General features: G+C 50.3%; 14 protein-coding genes. 7 read left to right on the top strand and 7 right to left on the bottom strand.

Going from position 1 to position 16,424, the window contains the following annotated elements:
• Positions 1–20: 20 nt before the first annotated feature.
• From LVQ76_RS01615 to LVQ76_RS01595, 5 genes are all read right to left on the bottom strand, one after another.
• Positions 21–1,481, bottom strand: coding sequence for a TrkH family potassium uptake protein (locus LVQ76_RS01615; RefSeq protein WP_154155285.1), 1,461 nt, complete (start codon positions 1,479–1,481; stop codon positions 21–23).
• Positions 1,482–1,635: 154 nt separating this feature from the next.
• Positions 1,636–1,914 (bottom strand): DUF1471 family periplasmic protein YahO, encoded by a 279-nt coding sequence (gene yahO, locus LVQ76_RS01610; RefSeq protein WP_232864211.1) that lies wholly within the window; start codon positions 1,912–1,914, stop codon positions 1,636–1,638.
• Positions 1,915–2,128: 214 nt separating this feature from the next.
• Positions 2,129–3,487, bottom strand: a complete 1,359-nt coding sequence (celB, locus tag LVQ76_RS01605; protein ID WP_232920816.1) for a PTS cellobiose transporter subunit IIC — start codon at positions 3,485–3,487, stop codon at positions 2,129–2,131.
• A gap of 201 nt (positions 3,488–3,688) precedes the next feature.
• Positions 3,689–4,990, bottom strand: a complete 1,302-nt coding sequence (locus LVQ76_RS01600; RefSeq protein WP_232920815.1) for a 6-phospho-beta-glucosidase — start codon at positions 4,988–4,990, stop codon at positions 3,689–3,691.
• A gap of 17 nt (positions 4,991–5,007) precedes the next feature.
• Positions 5,008–5,313, bottom strand: coding sequence for a PTS sugar transporter subunit IIB (locus LVQ76_RS01595; RefSeq protein ID WP_064516930.1), 306 nt, complete (start codon positions 5,311–5,313; stop codon positions 5,008–5,010).
• Between the two features lie 272 nt (positions 5,314–5,585).
• Here LVQ76_RS01595 and LVQ76_RS01590 point away from each other — a divergent pair, with 272 nt between their 5' ends.
• Positions 5,586–6,671 (top strand): MurR/RpiR family transcriptional regulator, encoded by a 1,086-nt coding sequence (locus LVQ76_RS01590; RefSeq protein WP_232864213.1) that lies wholly within the window; start codon positions 5,586–5,588, stop codon positions 6,669–6,671.
• 57 nt (positions 6,672–6,728) lie between these two features.
• Here the strand turns inward: LVQ76_RS01590 and LVQ76_RS01585 are convergent, their stop codons facing one another.
• Positions 6,729–7,949, bottom strand: coding sequence for an amino acid deaminase (locus tag LVQ76_RS01585; RefSeq protein ID WP_232920814.1), 1,221 nt, complete (start codon positions 7,947–7,949; stop codon positions 6,729–6,731).
• Positions 7,950–8,151: 202 nt separating this feature from the next.
• On the opposite strand from LVQ76_RS01585, the gene LVQ76_RS01580 reads away from it, so the two are divergent.
• Both LVQ76_RS01580 and LVQ76_RS01575 read left to right on the top strand, forming a co-directional pair.
• Positions 8,152–9,582 carry an N-acyl-D-amino-acid deacylase family protein gene (locus tag LVQ76_RS01580; RefSeq protein ID WP_232920813.1) on the top strand — a complete coding sequence of 477 codons (1,431 nt, stop codon included), beginning with the start codon at positions 8,152–8,154 and terminating at the stop codon, positions 9,580–9,582.
• Positions 9,583–9,637: 55 nt separating this feature from the next.
• A complete protein-coding gene (locus tag LVQ76_RS01575; RefSeq protein ID WP_232864216.1) occupies positions 9,638–10,027 on the top strand; it encodes a RidA family protein in 390 nt (129 codons plus the stop codon).
• 48 nt (positions 10,028–10,075) lie between these two features.
• Here the strand turns inward: LVQ76_RS01575 and LVQ76_RS01570 are convergent, their stop codons facing one another.
• Positions 10,076–10,939, bottom strand: a complete 864-nt coding sequence (locus LVQ76_RS01570) for a MurR/RpiR family transcriptional regulator (RefSeq protein ID WP_232920812.1) — start codon at positions 10,937–10,939, stop codon at positions 10,076–10,078.
• 738 nt (positions 10,940–11,677) lie between these two features.
• On the opposite strand from LVQ76_RS01570, the gene LVQ76_RS01565 reads away from it, so the two are divergent.
• The 4 genes from LVQ76_RS01565 to LVQ76_RS01550 are packed head-to-tail and all read left to right on the top strand — an operon-like array spanning position 11,678 to position 16,416.
• A complete protein-coding gene (locus tag LVQ76_RS01565) occupies positions 11,678–12,790 on the top strand; it encodes an AI-2E family transporter (RefSeq protein WP_232920811.1) in 1,113 nt (370 codons plus the stop codon).
• 46 nt (positions 12,791–12,836) lie between these two features.
• Entirely contained in the window at positions 12,837–14,303 is a 1,467-nt protein-coding gene (locus LVQ76_RS01560; RefSeq protein WP_232920810.1) for an efflux transporter outer membrane subunit, read from the top strand.
• On the top strand, positions 14,300–15,394 hold the full coding sequence (locus LVQ76_RS01555; RefSeq protein WP_232920809.1) for an HlyD family secretion protein: 1,095 nt from the start codon (positions 14,300–14,302) through the stop codon (positions 15,392–15,394). Before LVQ76_RS01560 ends, LVQ76_RS01555 begins: the two co-directional genes overlap by 4 nt.
• 8 nt (positions 15,395–15,402) lie before the next feature.
• Positions 15,403–16,416, top strand: a complete 1,014-nt coding sequence (locus LVQ76_RS01550; protein WP_232920808.1) for a DUF2955 domain-containing protein — start codon at positions 15,403–15,405, stop codon at positions 16,414–16,416.
• The last annotated feature ends 8 nt before the right edge of the window (positions 16,417–16,424 follow it).

Raw genomic sequence — 16,424 nt, 5'->3', positions numbered from 1 at the left:
TATGAGCGGCGACGTGAATATTAGCTCCTCCAGAATGTCCTCGAAAACAGAATCAACACCGGATAGATCTCCAGTCGGCCCAATAACATAGCCGCACACATTAAGTATTTTGCACTATCGCTCAACGTACCAAATCCTGCGGCAGTTTCGCCAAACCCTAAGCCCATGTTGTTAATACAGGCCGCTACGGTGGCGAATGAGGTTAACAGGTCATATCCCTGCAAGTTCAGCATCCAGATAAAAAAGCAGGTGCACACGACATAGAGGAAGAAAAAACTCCACACGGAACGCAGCACTCTGTCGTTAACGGGCGAGTTACCAATCCGAATACTCATGATGGCGCGCGGGTGAGCCAGTTGATGTACTTCATGGCGGGTTTGCTTAAATAACACCAGGAAACGCAGCGCTTTAATCCCGCCGCAGGTTGACCCTACGCATCCGCCAAAGAAACTGGCGGACAGCAGCAGAACAATAGTGTGTACCGGCCAGGAAGCGTAATCGCTGGTTGAAAGGCCGTTATCGGTAATCATTGAACTGGTCAGGAAAAAGGCATGAACGAACGAGGCGGGTAGGGCGTACATTCCTGCGCGCCAGACTTCCAGTGTGATGATTAAAATCACAATGCTTGCCACCATCAGGAAGAATCGCAACTCCGCACTCTTGAGAAACGGCTTAATACTGCGACGTGCCAGGGCGACAAAATAGAGGGTGAAGTTGATGGCTGAGAGCAATGAAAAAGCCCCGGCGACAAGCTCAATAGCATAGCTGTTGTAAAAGCCGATACTTTCGGTGCGTGTAGAAAAGCCACCTAATGAGACGGTGGAAAGGCCATGACAAAGCGCATCAAAGAACGGCATTCCGGCAAGTTTGTAGGCAATTGTGCAGGCAGCACCCAGCAGCAAGTAAGTCAGCCACAAACTTTTGGCAGTATCAGCAAGACGTGGCGTAAGGCGCTCTTCTTTAAATGGCCCGGGCATTTCGGATTGATAAAGCTTCATTCCCCCAATACCCAGAAGCGGCAATACTGCCACAGCAAGCACGATGACACCGAGGCCGCCGATAAAGTTGAGCTGGGCGCGGTAATAGAGGATTGATTTTGGTAATAGGGAGACATCGTTAAAAACAGTGGCTCCGGTAGTCGTTATCCCCGAAACCCCCTCAAACATGGCATCAGCTAAAGATACGTTATAGCTGTCATCCAGCCACAGCGGCATGGCGCTGATTACTGAAAAAAGCAGCCAAAACAAAACGATGATAATAAAGCCATCGCGGGTTTCGAGTTGAATATTAGACCGGCCAGTCATCACCCAGGCCAGGCTTCCCAGTGTAAAAGTGATGAGAAAGGTATAAAGAAAACCGAACAGGCTGCGTTCTTTTTCAATTAAAGCCAGCAACATTGGCGGGATCATCGTCAGGCTGTAGAGAACAACTAAAAAAGCGCACAGATGAATCACAATTCTAAAACGGGTTGATATATACATCAGAGAAACCCAGATACCTGTGTTATTCAGGTATATCAATCAGGTACGGATGGCAAAGTATAGGGTATTTTGGGTAGGAAAGGTTATCTGGCTTTATTGTGAAGGGAAGCGTTGTTAAATGGGCAACACAGGGGGTGCCCATTTAGAAGACAGGTTATTTCTTCTTGTATACGTTTGCGGTGCCGTGAATTTTATTCTCGGTATCTGCAGAAGTTACAACATAAAACTGACCACCCAGCTCATCGGCTTTCTTGGAGAGTTCTGCTTTGGCATCAGATGGTGACATTTCACCACTGGTGGTGATGGTACCTACTTTTACATACTGATCTTTATGGTCGTTATAGGCTTCTTTCGTCAACAGTTCTGCTGACAATGCACTGAATGATACTGCACCCAAAGTTAACGCTACCAATACACCCTTAGCTATCTTCATGACGAACCTCATCTTTGCTTATGGTAGATAAATTGTTTTCCCTACCTTTAGACTATGGTTCAGAACTGTATTTCTCGCCAACTAGGGAAAGAAAAATTTTGTTCAAAAATAGATGTATAAGAGATTGTTCAGTATTGAAAAGTATGATTATTGCTAACCTTATCTGAGAACAGCAGATAAAGGGTGAATGGGCACCATTCACCCTTCGCCGGGTTTACGACGTTACTTGCTCTGTTACAGGCGCTACTGAAGCCTCTTTTTGCGATTTACTGGCCTGTTCTTCACGATATTTCAGGTTATCCCAGATGCGGAAGAACGGGTAATACATCACCAGCGAAATCCCGAGATTGACGATTTGCAGCACGGAACCTGAAATATGCCCGCCGGTCGCCAGGTATCCGCTGACCACGATCGGTGTAGTGAACGGCAAGGCAATACCCGCAGGTTTGGCGACAAGCCCGGTGGTCATTGCTATATAAGAAACAATCACTAATACAACAGGGGTAAGAATAAACGGTACGACCAGATATGGGTTCATCACAATAGGAATGCCAAATACCATCGGTTCGCTGATGTTAAACAGGCTACCGGGGGCGGCGATTTTACCCAATTGTTTCATCTGCGCACTGCGACTGCGGATCAGCATAAATATCACCAGTCCGAGTAGGGCACCGGTGCCGCCAGGGGCAATCCACAAGTCATAAAATTGTTGAGTGATGATATGCGGAATAGGCAAACCGTTCTGGAATGCTTCGAGGTTCTCCGACATATTGCTCAACCAGACCGGACGGATAAATACCAATACGATAGTGTCGCCATGCAGGCCCAGCATCCACAGAATACCAATCAGCAATACCGAGATAATCATACCTGGCAGTGAACCGCCGACATGACTCATAGGGATACCAACCAGTTCGGTAATCATCGTATTGATGTCGCCAAATGGTGTTGCCTCAACCAACAGTCGCAGTGCCAACACTACCGCTAAAACGCAGAAGCCTGGGATCAACGCAAGGAAGGATTTAGCTACCGCTGGCGGCACGCCTTCCGGCATACGGATAACCAGATTACGATTGTTGATAAAGCGGTAAATTTCGGTTGAAAGCAGTGCGATAAGGATGGCAACAAACAATCCCTGGCTGCCAATTTGCCCCATCGGCATTACGCCTTTCACTAATTGTGCCGCACCGCCCGTAGTGGGTGTAAACATGATGTGCTGCGGAATGGTCATGATAAACGCAACCAGAGACACGGCACCGGCAGTCAACGGATCGATAGTGCGGTACTTTTCTGCCAGGCGATAAGCGATACCAAAGGCGGAGATAATCGCCATGATGTCGTAGGTAGCCTTAACCGGATAGAGCACTTTTTCCTGCCAGGTTGGGCCGAAAAAGTCGCTCATCATTTGGGCATAACCCGGTATCGGCAGATAAGCAAAAATAAGGAAGAACGAGCCAATCAACATAAATGGCATATTCAGAATGATACCGTCACGCACCGATAGCACATGCTTTTGCCCGGCAATTTTTAGCGCGGTTGGCAGTACATATTTTTCGATAATAGATTTGTTCATAGACACCCCCTGCCCGGATACCCTTCATACTTCAAGCCGTAGGTGCGTTGGCTGCACCCGCGCGCGCCAGTCACATAGTTAGCTATGCTCCTGGGGACTTACGGGCTGGCCGCCTTCCTGCAACTCGAATTATTTTGGGTAGAATTATAATTTTATTTAGTCGTAGGTCGGATTAGCGTAGCGACATCCGACAACGCTGGTTTAAACGTTAAACTGCGGCAGCCACGCTTTATTGATACTTAGCACTTCATCGACCAGCGCAGACGCCAGATTGACATCAGCGACCAGTGGATTGGCCACCAATGCCAGTAACGCTTTTTGCTTATCGCCGTGAACCGCCGATTCAATGGTCAAACGTTCAAAATCTTTAACTTGCTGAGTCAGGCCGTTCATCAGCAGCGGTAATTTCCCAAAGGCCAGCGGATGTGCGCCAAGGGCGTCAATCAGGCAGTTGGTTTCAATCACTGCGTCGTCTGGTAACCCCTGAATTGCACCGTTGTTAGCGGTATTCACCACCATTTCCATACCGAGATTGTTGTGTAAGGCGTTAATCAATTGCACCGCAACCTCGGAGTAGAACGAGCCGCCGCGCTGGCTAAGTTCTTCCGGTTTTTTATCGAGGTTTGGATCGGCATAGAGCTTAAACAGTGACTCTTCCACCTTCATGACCAGCTCGGCACGAGTGCCTTTGGTGGCGGCATCAGAGAGTTCATCTTCCAGCATGGTGCGCGTTTGCCAGAAGTAACGGTGGTAAGGGCAGGGAATGGCACCTAATGCGCGCAGCAAATCCGCAGGCCATGGAATCGCTTTAATGTTGTTCATGGAAAGCTGCTCGCCATCGCACAGCATTTCAATAACTTCGTCGGTGGCATCGCGTCCGTTTGCCAACACTTTATGCACCCAAACCATATGATTCAGGCCCGCAAAACGGAGCGAAACTTTGTCATGAGGCAGTTTTAGCATGTCGGCAATCATATGGTGCATTGTCACCGGCACATTACACAGACCGATGATTTTTGCTTTGCTATAACGTGATACCGCTTCGGTCACAATGCCGGCCGGATTGGTGAAGTTGATAATCCACGCATCCGGGGCGAGACGCTCCACGCGGTGGGCAATATCGAGCATTACTGGAATGGTACGTAATGCTTTCGCAAAACCGCCAACCCCCGTCGTCTCCTGGCCGAGAAGCTTGTGGCTCAAACCCAGGCGTTCATCGGCGGCGCGGGCGGGAAGTTGCCCCACACGCAGCTGCGTTAAGACAAAACTGGAACCTTTGATGGCTTCGTCAGCGTCAAAATGTACGGATACCTTGACGGACTCCAGCCCATTTCTGTCGAGCATGCGACGGGCGAGGGCGGCAATAATATCGACTTTCTGGCGACCCGCTTCTACATCCACCAATGCCAGTTCCGCCATTGGCAGTGAAGCATGGCGTTCAATCAATCCTTCAATCAACTCCGGGGTATAACTGCTTCCCCCGCCAATAACGGTAATTTTCATCTTGTTCTCCGCCTGTCTCAGGCCATTAGGGCGAGGGCTTTATCCAGCACGCGATCGCCGCGCATGGTGCCGTAATCCATCATATCTATCACCGCGACAGGTTTCCCCAGCGGTGTGGAAAGCTCGGTCAGGCGCTGTAATTCGTACTGTACTTGCGGGCCAAGCAATACCACGTCGGCATGGCGCAATTGGCCTTCAATTTCGGATACCGGGATGGCGTCAATTTCGATTTCCAGAGAACGCTTCGTCGCTTCGGTACGCATTTTTTGTACCAGCATGCTGGTGGACATCCCCGCAGCACAGCACAACATGATTTTTTTCATTACAACTTCCCCCTCATTTGAAAACATATTTCATACATTAGCTGTTTTAATTAGCATGTATGAAAATTATTTTCATGAGTGTGATCACTGTTGGATTATTTCCAGATGGCACAGAGGCCGGATGAATATGTGATCTCTATAGGAAAATGGATATGGATGGCGAGCGTTGTAGAGAATAATGTGTACGTGAATGAGATGGATTGAAAAATAATTTCAAACATTTATGATGCTTTTAACGAGCAGTTAATGCCGACATTAGGACGCCTCCTGTTATGGATATTGTTTACCAACTGGTACACGGGTTATCTGGCCTGCCTGCGCAAGAATCTCGTCTGGCACGCTTTTTCCTCGATAACTTCGCGCAAATACCCGAAGCAACGATGGAAGAGTTAGCGACAAAGGCAGGGGTGAGCCCTGCCACGTTGCAGCACTTTGCGCGCAGCATTGGCTGTGACGATATCAATGATTTTATCGGCCAGGTGCGCCATCAACAGCAGGAGAACAATCTGCAAGTTCCCGCAGCCCCTATGCTGGGCGATGCTGCCTGGGTAGATCCGGGTGCACTGAAAGCGCTGGCCCTTAACGCTGGTATTGGTAGCGAAATACTCGACAGGTTTTCGCACTCAATAGGGCGTGAGAATAACGGGGATATTCTCGGCCAGATCCGCAACCGCCTGAATGACTTCAGCCAGCAAGAATCACGCGTGGCGCAGACCATTCTTGATGATGTCTCTTTTGCTGCCTCGGCCACCATCGACCAGCTTGCGACGGCTGCTGGGGTTAGCCCGGCAACTATTACCCGATTTGCCAGAGCTTCGGGGTGTGACGATATCCGTGATTTACGTATGAAACTGGCGCAAGCCAGTACACCGGTAGCCGGTGGTGATATGGCTTTGCCATGGCGTGAAAAACTGAACAAGCTGCAAAATGCACTAAATTCACAGTTCTGCGAACTGCAACCCGCAGTCATCAATCAGGCAGTTGTTCGTTTAAAACAGGCGAAAGCGGTGCATATTTTCAGTGCCAGTGCGGCAGATACGCCTTTTGCGAGCCTGTTGCAATATCGCCTGCTGACTCAGGGCTATCCGGCCAATATTTGTCAGGACCCAGCGCTGATGAGTATTACTGCATCGATGCTTGGTGCCGGACAAGTGTTGGTGGTTTTTGCAGGATCTGCACCAGAAAATGCACTGATTGCGGCGGCGCATCAGGCGCGTCGGCTGGGTGCTGAAATCATTTTCATTGGCCGGGATAGCGGCTCATTTATTCACAGCGACGATATTCTTTTGCCGCTAACAGAAGTGCGCTACGGTTCGTTGTTAATTATTGATTTGCTTTGTGAAGGGATTGATAGCTGAGCCGATGGCATAAATGTCGGGTGTCGCGAATGCTAACCCGACCGGCAAACTATTTGATCAAAAGGCTGTTTCCAACGTTTCGAGAACGTTGTACTGCTCATCAACCAGTAAGAGCGCTTTCCATTTGTCGAATGTCAGGCACGGATGGGAAGTGCTGAAGACCAGAATATCCCCCACCTGCACATCAGCACCGGCTTTGAGTTTCAGCATGGCATGTTGATCCATGATGCCGGTGGTTTCGATGGCATTAGCTACCAGTTCCAGTGATTTTCCCGCTCGGTAATGCGCAACAGGCTGCGGTAAACCTGCGTCAAAAGCGCTGTCTCGTTTGCCAAAATTCACAATCGCGCGGTCGCTTTCCGGTACGGATTGCACCATTGCAACCAGCTCCAAAGCCGAGACTAAATCTCCCCCAAGATCACAGGCGACTTTATCGCGCGCCATAAGCTCGTCCTGTGCTTGCTGGTAAATACCGGCATCGTGCGTGATGTAACAACCAGGGCGGATAACAATGCGGCAGTTTGCCGGTTTTTTCGCGACCAGCCAGACATTACATACCACGTCATACCAAACAGAACCGGCACCCGTGAGGATAAATTCCCCGTCAACATATTGCTCTAGCTGGCAGGCGAGTGCCGCGGCGTCGCGCAGCAATGCTTCCACTTTCGGCTGCGGGTTTTCGCCGTGCAGCACGCCTTCATACAGTTCCAGGCCGCGTAAGCGCAGACCCGGGAGTATAGAAATTTCCTCGGCCAGGGTTTGTGCCTGTTCAGTCGTGCGGCAACCACAGCGCCCACCAGGTACCCCCAGTTCAATCAAAACATCAAGCCGCTGGTTATTCGCGCTAAAGAAAGCAGAAAGCGCTTTTGCATTGGCAAGACTGTCAACACAGCATAGGTAATCGACATCCGGGTAATGAGCTTTTAGCTGTGAGACCAGCTGCATATTTGCTTTGCCGACCAACTGGTTAACCATCAACACTCGTTTGATACCGCTAACCATCGCAATGCTTGCTTGCCAGGCGCTGCCGACACCTACCGCCCAGGCCCCCGCTTGCTGCTGTTGTTGAAAAATCCACGGTGTCATGGTGGTTTTCCCGTGAGGGGCCAGGGAGACACCGCGCGTATCTGCGTAGCGCTGCATCCACTGAATATTGTTCTCCAGCGCGCCTTTTTTGATAACGGCTGCGGGTAAACAAATGTCTTCGTTGAGGATATTAGCAGGGGTAAACATCAAGGCTGATTTGTGTAGGACGAGGTTAGCGTTCTGGTATTTCATAACATTATTCCTTTGTGATTTTCATTTCTTTCAGACAATGTATCATTTGTAATTTAATGAAAAATATATGTTTTATTAAAAATAATGTGCTTAATTGAATAAAAGTATCATAACTTCATAGGGGTTTTGAGTAGTCTTCCACTGTTTTTTACGCTTGTAAATGGTTAACTTTAATCCAGAACATAACGGGGGTTAGGAAGACATGAAGTTCGATTACTTGTTCAGGAATGTCACGGTTATCGATGGAAGCGGTGGAGCGCAATATCGTGCTGATGTTGCGGTGCAGGGCGATCGCATTGTGGAAATCGCGCCAATGATCAGCGGCTCGGCACATGAAGAAATTGATGGTAACGGCCGAGTGCTGGCGCCTGGTTTTATTGATGTTCATACCCACGATGACATTAACGTTATCCGGATGCCGGAGTACCTGCCAAAAATTAGCCAGGGTATTACGACAGTGATCGTCGGCAATTGCGGAATCAGTGCCGCCACGGCGACCATGAAGGGTAATGTGCCTGACCCGATGAATTTGCTCGGTGAAGTGGAACACTTCATCTACCCAACGGTTGCCGCCTACGCGCAAGCCGTAGAGCAAGCTAAGCCCGCGGTTAACGTCGGCACATTAATTGGCCACACGGCGCTGCGTAATAATCATATGGATGACTTGTTCCGCGCCGCCACAAGCGAAGAAATTAGCGCCATGCGCGCGCAGCTTCGTGAGGCGTTGCAGCAGGGCGGTCTAGGGTTAAGTACTGGTCTTGCCTATGGCAGCGCGTTCCATTCCACAACCGAAGAGGTGATGGCGCTCGCGGAAGAGTTGGCGGCGGGGAAAGGAATTTACACCACCCATTTGCGCTCGGAATTTGAGCCGATTCTTGAGGCGCTCGACGAGGCCTTTCGCATAGGTCGCCATGGCAAAGTGCCTGTCGTTGTTTCACATCATAAGTGTGCTGGAGCAAAGAACTGGGGGCGGACGGTTGAAACATTGAAACTATTCGACAAGGTGCGTCAGCAGCAGGATGTGTCTTGTGACTGTTATCCCTATTCTGCGAGCTCTTCTACGCTGGACCTGAAACAAATTACCGACGAATTCGACATTGTGATTACCTGGTCGGAACCGCATCCTGAAATTGCCGGGCAGTCGCTAAAACAGATCGCGCAAAACTGGTCGATGACGCTGACTGAGGCGGGGAAATTGCTGATGCCAGCTGGGGCGATTTACTACAACATGGACGAGCAGGACGTGCGACGTGTGTTGAGCTACCCGGTCACCATGGTCGGCTCAGACGGTTTGCCAAACGATCCGATGCCGCATCCGCGTTTGTGGGGAGCCTTCCCGCGCGTACTGGGTCACTACAGCCGTGATGAGAAGCTATTTCCGCTGACTGTTGCAGTGCATAAGATGACGGGAATGTCGGCTGCTCGTTTCCAGCTTGAGGGGCGCGGACTGGTGAAGTGCGGCTATTATGCTGATTTAGTGATGTTTGATGCTGAAACCGTGCGCGATGTGGCAAGCTTTAGCGATCCGCAACAACCGGCTGCTGGTATCGAAGCGGTAATGGTTAACGGTGTGATGAGTTATGGTCGGGATCAACAAGTTATCGGGCGTGCCGGGCGGTTCTTACGTCGCTAAAACGCACCTTCATTTCGCCCCTCTTTCGAGAGAATGAAAAAAATAAGGAACAACAATGAGCATTAAACGTTATGGAGTCGGTGGCAGCACTGGAACAGGCGGGCAGCACTTACCCTTCGCAAAAGCGGTAGAAGCGGGTGGTTGGCTTTATGTTTCCGGGCAAACGCCAATGAAAGATGGTGAAGTCGTTGAAGGTGGCATTATTGAGCAGTCGCGCCTGGCGATTCAGAACTGCGTGGACATCATGGAAAGTGCGGGCTACACCCTGGCCGATGTGGTGCATGTGAAGGTTTATCTTACCGACGCGCGCTATTTCCAGTCGTTTAACAAAGTGTTCGCTGAGTTCTTTGCCGAGCATCCGCCAGCTCGCGTCTGTTGTGTGGCTGACCTGGTGGTGGATTGTAAAGTCGAAGTGGATTTGACCTGTTATCGGGCAGACCGTTAAGGGTTAGTTCGCTCCTCCCTCTTCTTGAGGGAGGCACCCGGCAAGCCGCTAATCCCCCAGAGGCTGTCTGTCCGCACCACCCCGATGGCTATCCAGGGCAAGTTTGATGCGGCGCAGGCGGTCTTTGGTCTGGTTTTTATTGGCCATAGCCAGCTCCGTCGCCAACACATCTACCATTGCTAACATCGCATAGCGCGAGGTACTAGGCTTAAAAATATAGTCGTTTTCCCGCACTATCAGCGGCAGCACAATATCAGCGTTTTGCGCCAGCAGTGAGTCTTGCGGGGTGATGGCAATCACTTTTGCACCGTACTGCCGGGCGATAGCCGCACTTTCAATCACCTCTGGTGTGTATCCTCCCAGCGATAATGCCAGTACCACATCGTTGGGTGACACAGCCGAACACATCATTCTGACCAGCAGACCATCACTTTGGCTGACCACCGGAAGGCCAAGACGGAACAGGCGAAATTGTACTTCCTGGGCACAAATTGTGGAGCCACCGCCCATGCCGATAGCGAGAATTTGTCGGCTTTGGCCCAACCATTCCACCGCTTTGTTAAGCGAGTCGGTATCGAGCGCCCGGCGATTAATATCCAGCACATTAATGATAGTTTCGTAGATACCTTGCACGCCTTCGAGGTCAGGTACATCCAGAATAAAACGTTGCCCTACCGCCAGCGACTGTGCGAGTTTCACTTTTAGCTCGCGCACATCTTTGCAGCCAATCGCGCGTGCAAAACGGGTAATCGATGCCTGACTGGTATCTGTAAGCCGCGCCATTTCTGAAATTGATAAAGTCGTAGCTGATTGCACATCATCGAGAATAAATTGTGCAATACGCTTTTCTGTCGTGGTCAGCTCCACAAAACGATCGGTGATGCAGGAAATAATATCGATGGAAACAGACATGGCGCGTCCCTGAAAATGGTTAAAAATTGCTGGTACTTTGTACCACAAAAATCATTTGTTGTGGGATCAGCCTGAGTTCAACTGAGGTTTTATGGTTTGCGTGCTAACAGTCGCCTTGTTTTTAGATATGACCTTGTATTATTAATGGCTTGCAATTAATTATTAACACTTTGATACCTTAATGCCGCAATTATTCTCATTGAATTGATTAGTGTTTGTTAAAAATAAACAAAAAACCGTTTTGTTGTGTGCTAATAAGGCTGGTTTAATACTTGGGTATAGCCTGAAATAATTATTCTGCAGAAAGAACATCACCCGCAATGATGTTGGGGGGTATTGTCATTTCATTCGTTTCTGGTGATGTATTCATCGGTGACTGAGGTGTTACGAACGCCGTTGTGATATTTTCGATTGTACAGGTTGTTTTTTACAGAGTTTAGTTCTGATTTTTTATTTGTATTTATACGGAAAATGCTATCGAAAATAGAATGCCGTTGTATAGATTAAATTTTTTATCTTTGTTTTTAGATGGTAAGTCTGGCGACCACACTCTTTGTGCCATTTTTGCAGTAATGTCTGTTTGTTCTATTATCAAAATAGTTAATAAAAACCAACGGGTTTATATTACTGGGCTCAATCTAATTTTTTAAAATGCAATGCCAGCGATCTGCTGTCCCGGTCATTAATGCTCGAGATCTGGATAGTTACGTAGTCACTATCACCTGGAATAACCGCATCATGGAAATTAATGATACCCCCTTAGCTGAGAAAAGACTGGTTGCCAGATTTCTGGATATGTTCATCAAATTTGGTCTCATCCTCGCACTAGCCTCCTTCTGTTTTACTGTCATCTCGCCTTTTATGAATATGCTGCTGTGGGCACTTATTCTGGCGGTGACTCTCTATCCGCTTCATCAACGTTTTGCTGCGCGTATGGGGAATAAACAGGGATGGGCTGCGACCTTGCTGGTGTTGCTGGGGGTGTTGCTAATTGTTGTACCTACCATCGCGATGATTAGCTCCCTGGGTGATAGTGTCAGTGTGCTTATTACGAAAGTCACCAGCGATAGCCTGGTCATTCCGCAACCTTCGAATCGCCTGGTGGCAATACCGATTGTGGGCGAAAAAATCTATGTCGTGTGGATGAAGGCCGCGACAGATTTACCGGGTTTAGTTAAAAGTTATGGCCCGCAACTAGGTGAGATTACCCGCCAGGTTATTACCATTCTGGCTAGCATGAGTGGCGGTTTGATTGGCTTTGTATTCTCCTTTATCGTCGCCGGTATCATGATGGCCTGGGGTGCTTCAGGTGCGGCAAGTGCTACGAGTATCGCCACACGCATCACCGACGAAAGAAAAGGCCCGGCCCTGACTAAACTTTGCACCAATACCATTCGTGCCGTAGCGATGGGGGTTATTGGTGTTGCCTTCATTCAGGCGTTGCTGGCCGGTATTGTGATGGCGTTCGCTGGTATTCCTGCCGTGGGGATCTTCTTCGTTCTGGCTCTGATTCTGGGTATTGCCCAGGTACCGGTGATACTGGTTACCGCCCCGGCTATCGCGATTATGTGGATGACAGGCGACAACGGAACGGTGATGAATATCATTTTCACCATACTGCTGATTGTCGCCGGTATGGCGGACAATGTGCTGAAACCTTTGTTGTTGGGGCGTGGTGTAGATGTGCCAATGCCTGTGGTGCTATTGGGGGCGCTGGGAGGTATGGCGACCAACGGTATTCTCGGCATGTTTATTGGCGCGACCTTGCTCTCTATTGGTTACCGAATCTTCATGGCTTGGGTTAAGGAAGGTCCGTCTGGCCCGACGTTGAGCGGGCAAGATGCTCTGTGAAGACAGATTCAGGCGCCTCCTGATAACGGGGGGCGCAAGCCTGGTCTTGAGCGCGTGTACCACTCTGGGACCTGACTATAAAACTCCACAAGTTCCGGAGCTGGCGCAATGGCAGCCAGCGACGAAGAGTATGGCATCTGGCGTATCTCAGAGCAGTTATGACCAGTGGTGGATACAGCTTAATGACCCGACGCTTACGATGCTCGTCAACGAAGCCTTGCGGAAAAACCCCGACGTTAAAATTGCCGGTCTGCGCTTGCTTGAATCACGAGCACAGTTGGGGATTGCAGAAAGCTTACTCTCACCTCAGGCAACCATTGGCGATGGGCAAGTCATTACTGGCGGTCAACAACATAATGACCGTTACATCGCTAGCACCAATTATGGCGCGGGCTTTAACCTGGGATGGGAGATAGATTTCTGGGGCAAGTTCAAACGTGGTGTCGAATCTGCCGATGCGAGTTACTTCGCAACACTTGCGCAATATGACGATATTCAGGTGCTGATGGCGGCACAAGTCGCCCAGCTGTATGTGAATATCCGTACGCTTGAAGCGCGCCTGCAAATTACCCGCAGTAACGCCAAAATTCAGCAGCGTAGCCTGCAAATCACAGAACGTTTATTCCTCAGTGGCAACAGCGCTGAGCTGGATGTACAGCAGGCGAGAACCCAATATCTGTCAACTCTCTCAAGTCTTCCTCAACTGGAAACAACTCTGCGTCAGAGCCAGAACGCATTGAGCGTGCTGCTGGCGCGAAAACCTGGCCCGTTACCCGAAATGGTCGATAACACAGGGGTCCTTCCGAAGGGCAACCTCGAGCTGGTGTCGGAATTGCCTGCAGATTTGCTGCGCCGCCGACCTGATGTGCGAGCGGCTGAAAGGCAATTAGCGGCACAGTCAGCCTTGATAGGCGTGGCAGAAACTGAACTCTATCCATCTATTTCTCTTATCGGCAGCGTGGGAATTAGCGCCCGAAATGGCGGAAGTAGCACGCTCTCATGGGCTGCGGGGCCGACATTTAGTTGGAACTTGCTTGATCAAGGGCGACTGGGTAACCAGGTGTTGGTACAAGATGCGCGGTTCCTGCAACTGCATGAACGCTACCGGGATACGGTATTTCAGGCTGCACGTGAAGTGGATGATGCAGCCGTTGCTTACGCCAATGATAAACAAGAGATCGATCTGCTGACCCAAACTGGGCAAGCGGCAAACCGTTCTTTGGATATCGCCAACACCCAATATCGTGAGGGTATGGCTGACTTCCAGCGTGTACTGGATTCACAAAGAGCCTTGTTCAATCAACAGGAGCGGCTAGTGAATAGCCGTGGTGCCCTGATGCGTGACTTGATTACGCTCTATAAGGCTCTGGGCGGTGGTTGGGAGAAAGGGCGTGAGCGCCCACTGGTTGATAAGCAAACCGATGCTCATTTACGCCAGCGTGATAACTGGGTGCCTTTATTGGATGCCCCTTTGCCATCAGCAACGTTACCCAAAGAAGGTAAACAGCAATGACAGAATCCTCATCTCCGGCGGGGCAAGCCAGTCGACGTGGAGTGATAGGTCTCCTCGTGGTCATCATTTTATTGCTTTGCTGGTATCTGGCGGCGGACCGCCTCACGCCTTATACCTCTCAGGCAAGGATTCAGGCATTTGTTATCCCCATTGCTGCGGAAGTGGGAGGGCAAATCCAAAAGGTCTATGTTCGCGATAATCAGGAGGTCTCGCCGGGCGATAAGCTGTTTGAGCTTGATCCCGAGCCTTATGACATCGCGTTGGCTAAGGCTCGGTCGGACTATGAAACGGTGCTCAGTTCGGTCAAAGCCAATAATGAAACCATTGCCGCAGCCAAAGCGGGTTTACAGGCGGCGACAGCCGCTTATCAAAATGCGGCTAAAGACGCTGAACGTCAGGAGCGTTTGTATCGTGAAGATCCCGGCACCATCTCAGTTCGCCGACTCGAAGTGGCACAAGCCACGCGGGAAACCGCGCGTAGCCAGATGGCAGCCGCCGCTGCTGATGTGCGCCGAGCGACGGAAGCTGCGGGCGTTTCCGGGGAAAAAAACTCACAACTGCTGAGCGCTCGTTCCGCGGTGCAAAAAGCCGAACTGGACCGGAAAAATACCCTAGTTGTTGCGACCAACCGCGGGCTGGTAACGGATCTGCGCACTGATATCGGCCAGTTTCTTGGCGCAGGGGCACCAGTTATGACGCTGGTGGCGATAAACGATGTCTGGATTAGCGCGGATATGACCGAAAATAACATCGGCAACGTGAATATCGGTGATGAAGTCGCCATTTTGCTCGACAGCATGCCGGGGCATATTTTCAAAGGCCAGGTGCGCAGCATCAGTTATGGCGTAAGTGCTACACAAAGCCAGCCCGCAGGTGTTCTGCCTACGGTCGATAATAGCCGTGACTGGCTACGTCAGGCGCAGCGGTTCCCGGTGAAAATAGCTTTTGTTAAAGACGATTTCCCTCCGGTTAAAAACTTGCGGGTCGGTGGGCAGGCGGATGTATTGGTCTATGCCAATGGCGCTGGCGTAATGAGCTTCTTCGGTAGCATCTACATACGACTGATGAGCTGGTTCTCGTATATCTACTGAGGTAGGCCATGCATAACGGGGATCGTGCGGTACTGAGAATTGGAGTGGGATCGGCCATTGCGGCGCTGGTCTGCTACGGCCTTGCACTACCGATGCCGCATTTGGGCTGCATTATGGCCTGGATTGTGTTGTGTCAGGGGAAACCTTTGCCCATCAAAAAGGGGATTATTGTTGGCTTAGTGCTAACGATGACCATGATTGGTGGCGTGCTGATGGTGCCTTTACTGACGCACTACCCGTTATCTGCATTGCTGTTTACGGCGCTGCTGCTTTATCTGCTGATGCTGATGGGGCTTAGAGGGAAGGGAACCCAGGCCATGCTACTGACGACGGCCATTACCATCATTCCGATTGCCGGACTCATCGAGCAGTCACTCGCTATTGGTATTGCTCAAATGATGGGGCTTGGCATCATCATTGGTACGGTGGTTAACCGGTTTGCGTTAATACTGTTCCCGCCGCAGGCCACACCTGCCTCAGCAGCTAAGGCTCTACTGCCTCCTGAATCTCCACACCAGCTGGCTTTACGTGCAGTGCTTATTGTATTGCCGGTGTGGTTGTTAGCATTAAGCAATCCTGCGTTTTATATCCCGGCAGTGATGAAAACCGTGATGCTGGCACAGCAAACCAACACGCTTGCGGCAAAACAGGTCGGGAAAGAGTTGGTGCTATCGACTCTGATGGGGGCGCTGTTGGCGGTGGTGCTGTGGTTTGGGCTTAGCATCTGGCCCTCATTCCTGATGCTGGTGCTGTGGATGGCTCTCGTTAGCCTTTGGGTTGCGCGACGTTTGGTGCGACTGGTGGCTAGCCGATTTACCCCCTCTTTCTGGAGTAATGCCTGGGTCACCTGCCTGATTCTGTTTGGCCCAGCAATTCAGGACAGTGCTTCCGGTAAAGATGTCTGGCTGGCATCGCTGATGCGCTGTTCTCTATATGTTGCTGTTGCCCTGTATGGCTGGGCGTGTGTGGTGGTTCTTGAACGCTGGCATCTGGCTGGTCGTCCAGCAGCCGAAACCGATTAAGGGGGTTA

It is taken from the genome of Buttiauxella cochleicola, assembly GCF_021283185.1.
Lineage (GTDB): Bacteria > Pseudomonadota > Gammaproteobacteria > Enterobacterales > Enterobacteriaceae > Buttiauxella > Buttiauxella massiliensis.
The sequence above is the reverse complement of the archived record's forward strand: the minus strand, read 5'-3'. Positions and strand labels throughout refer to the sequence as shown.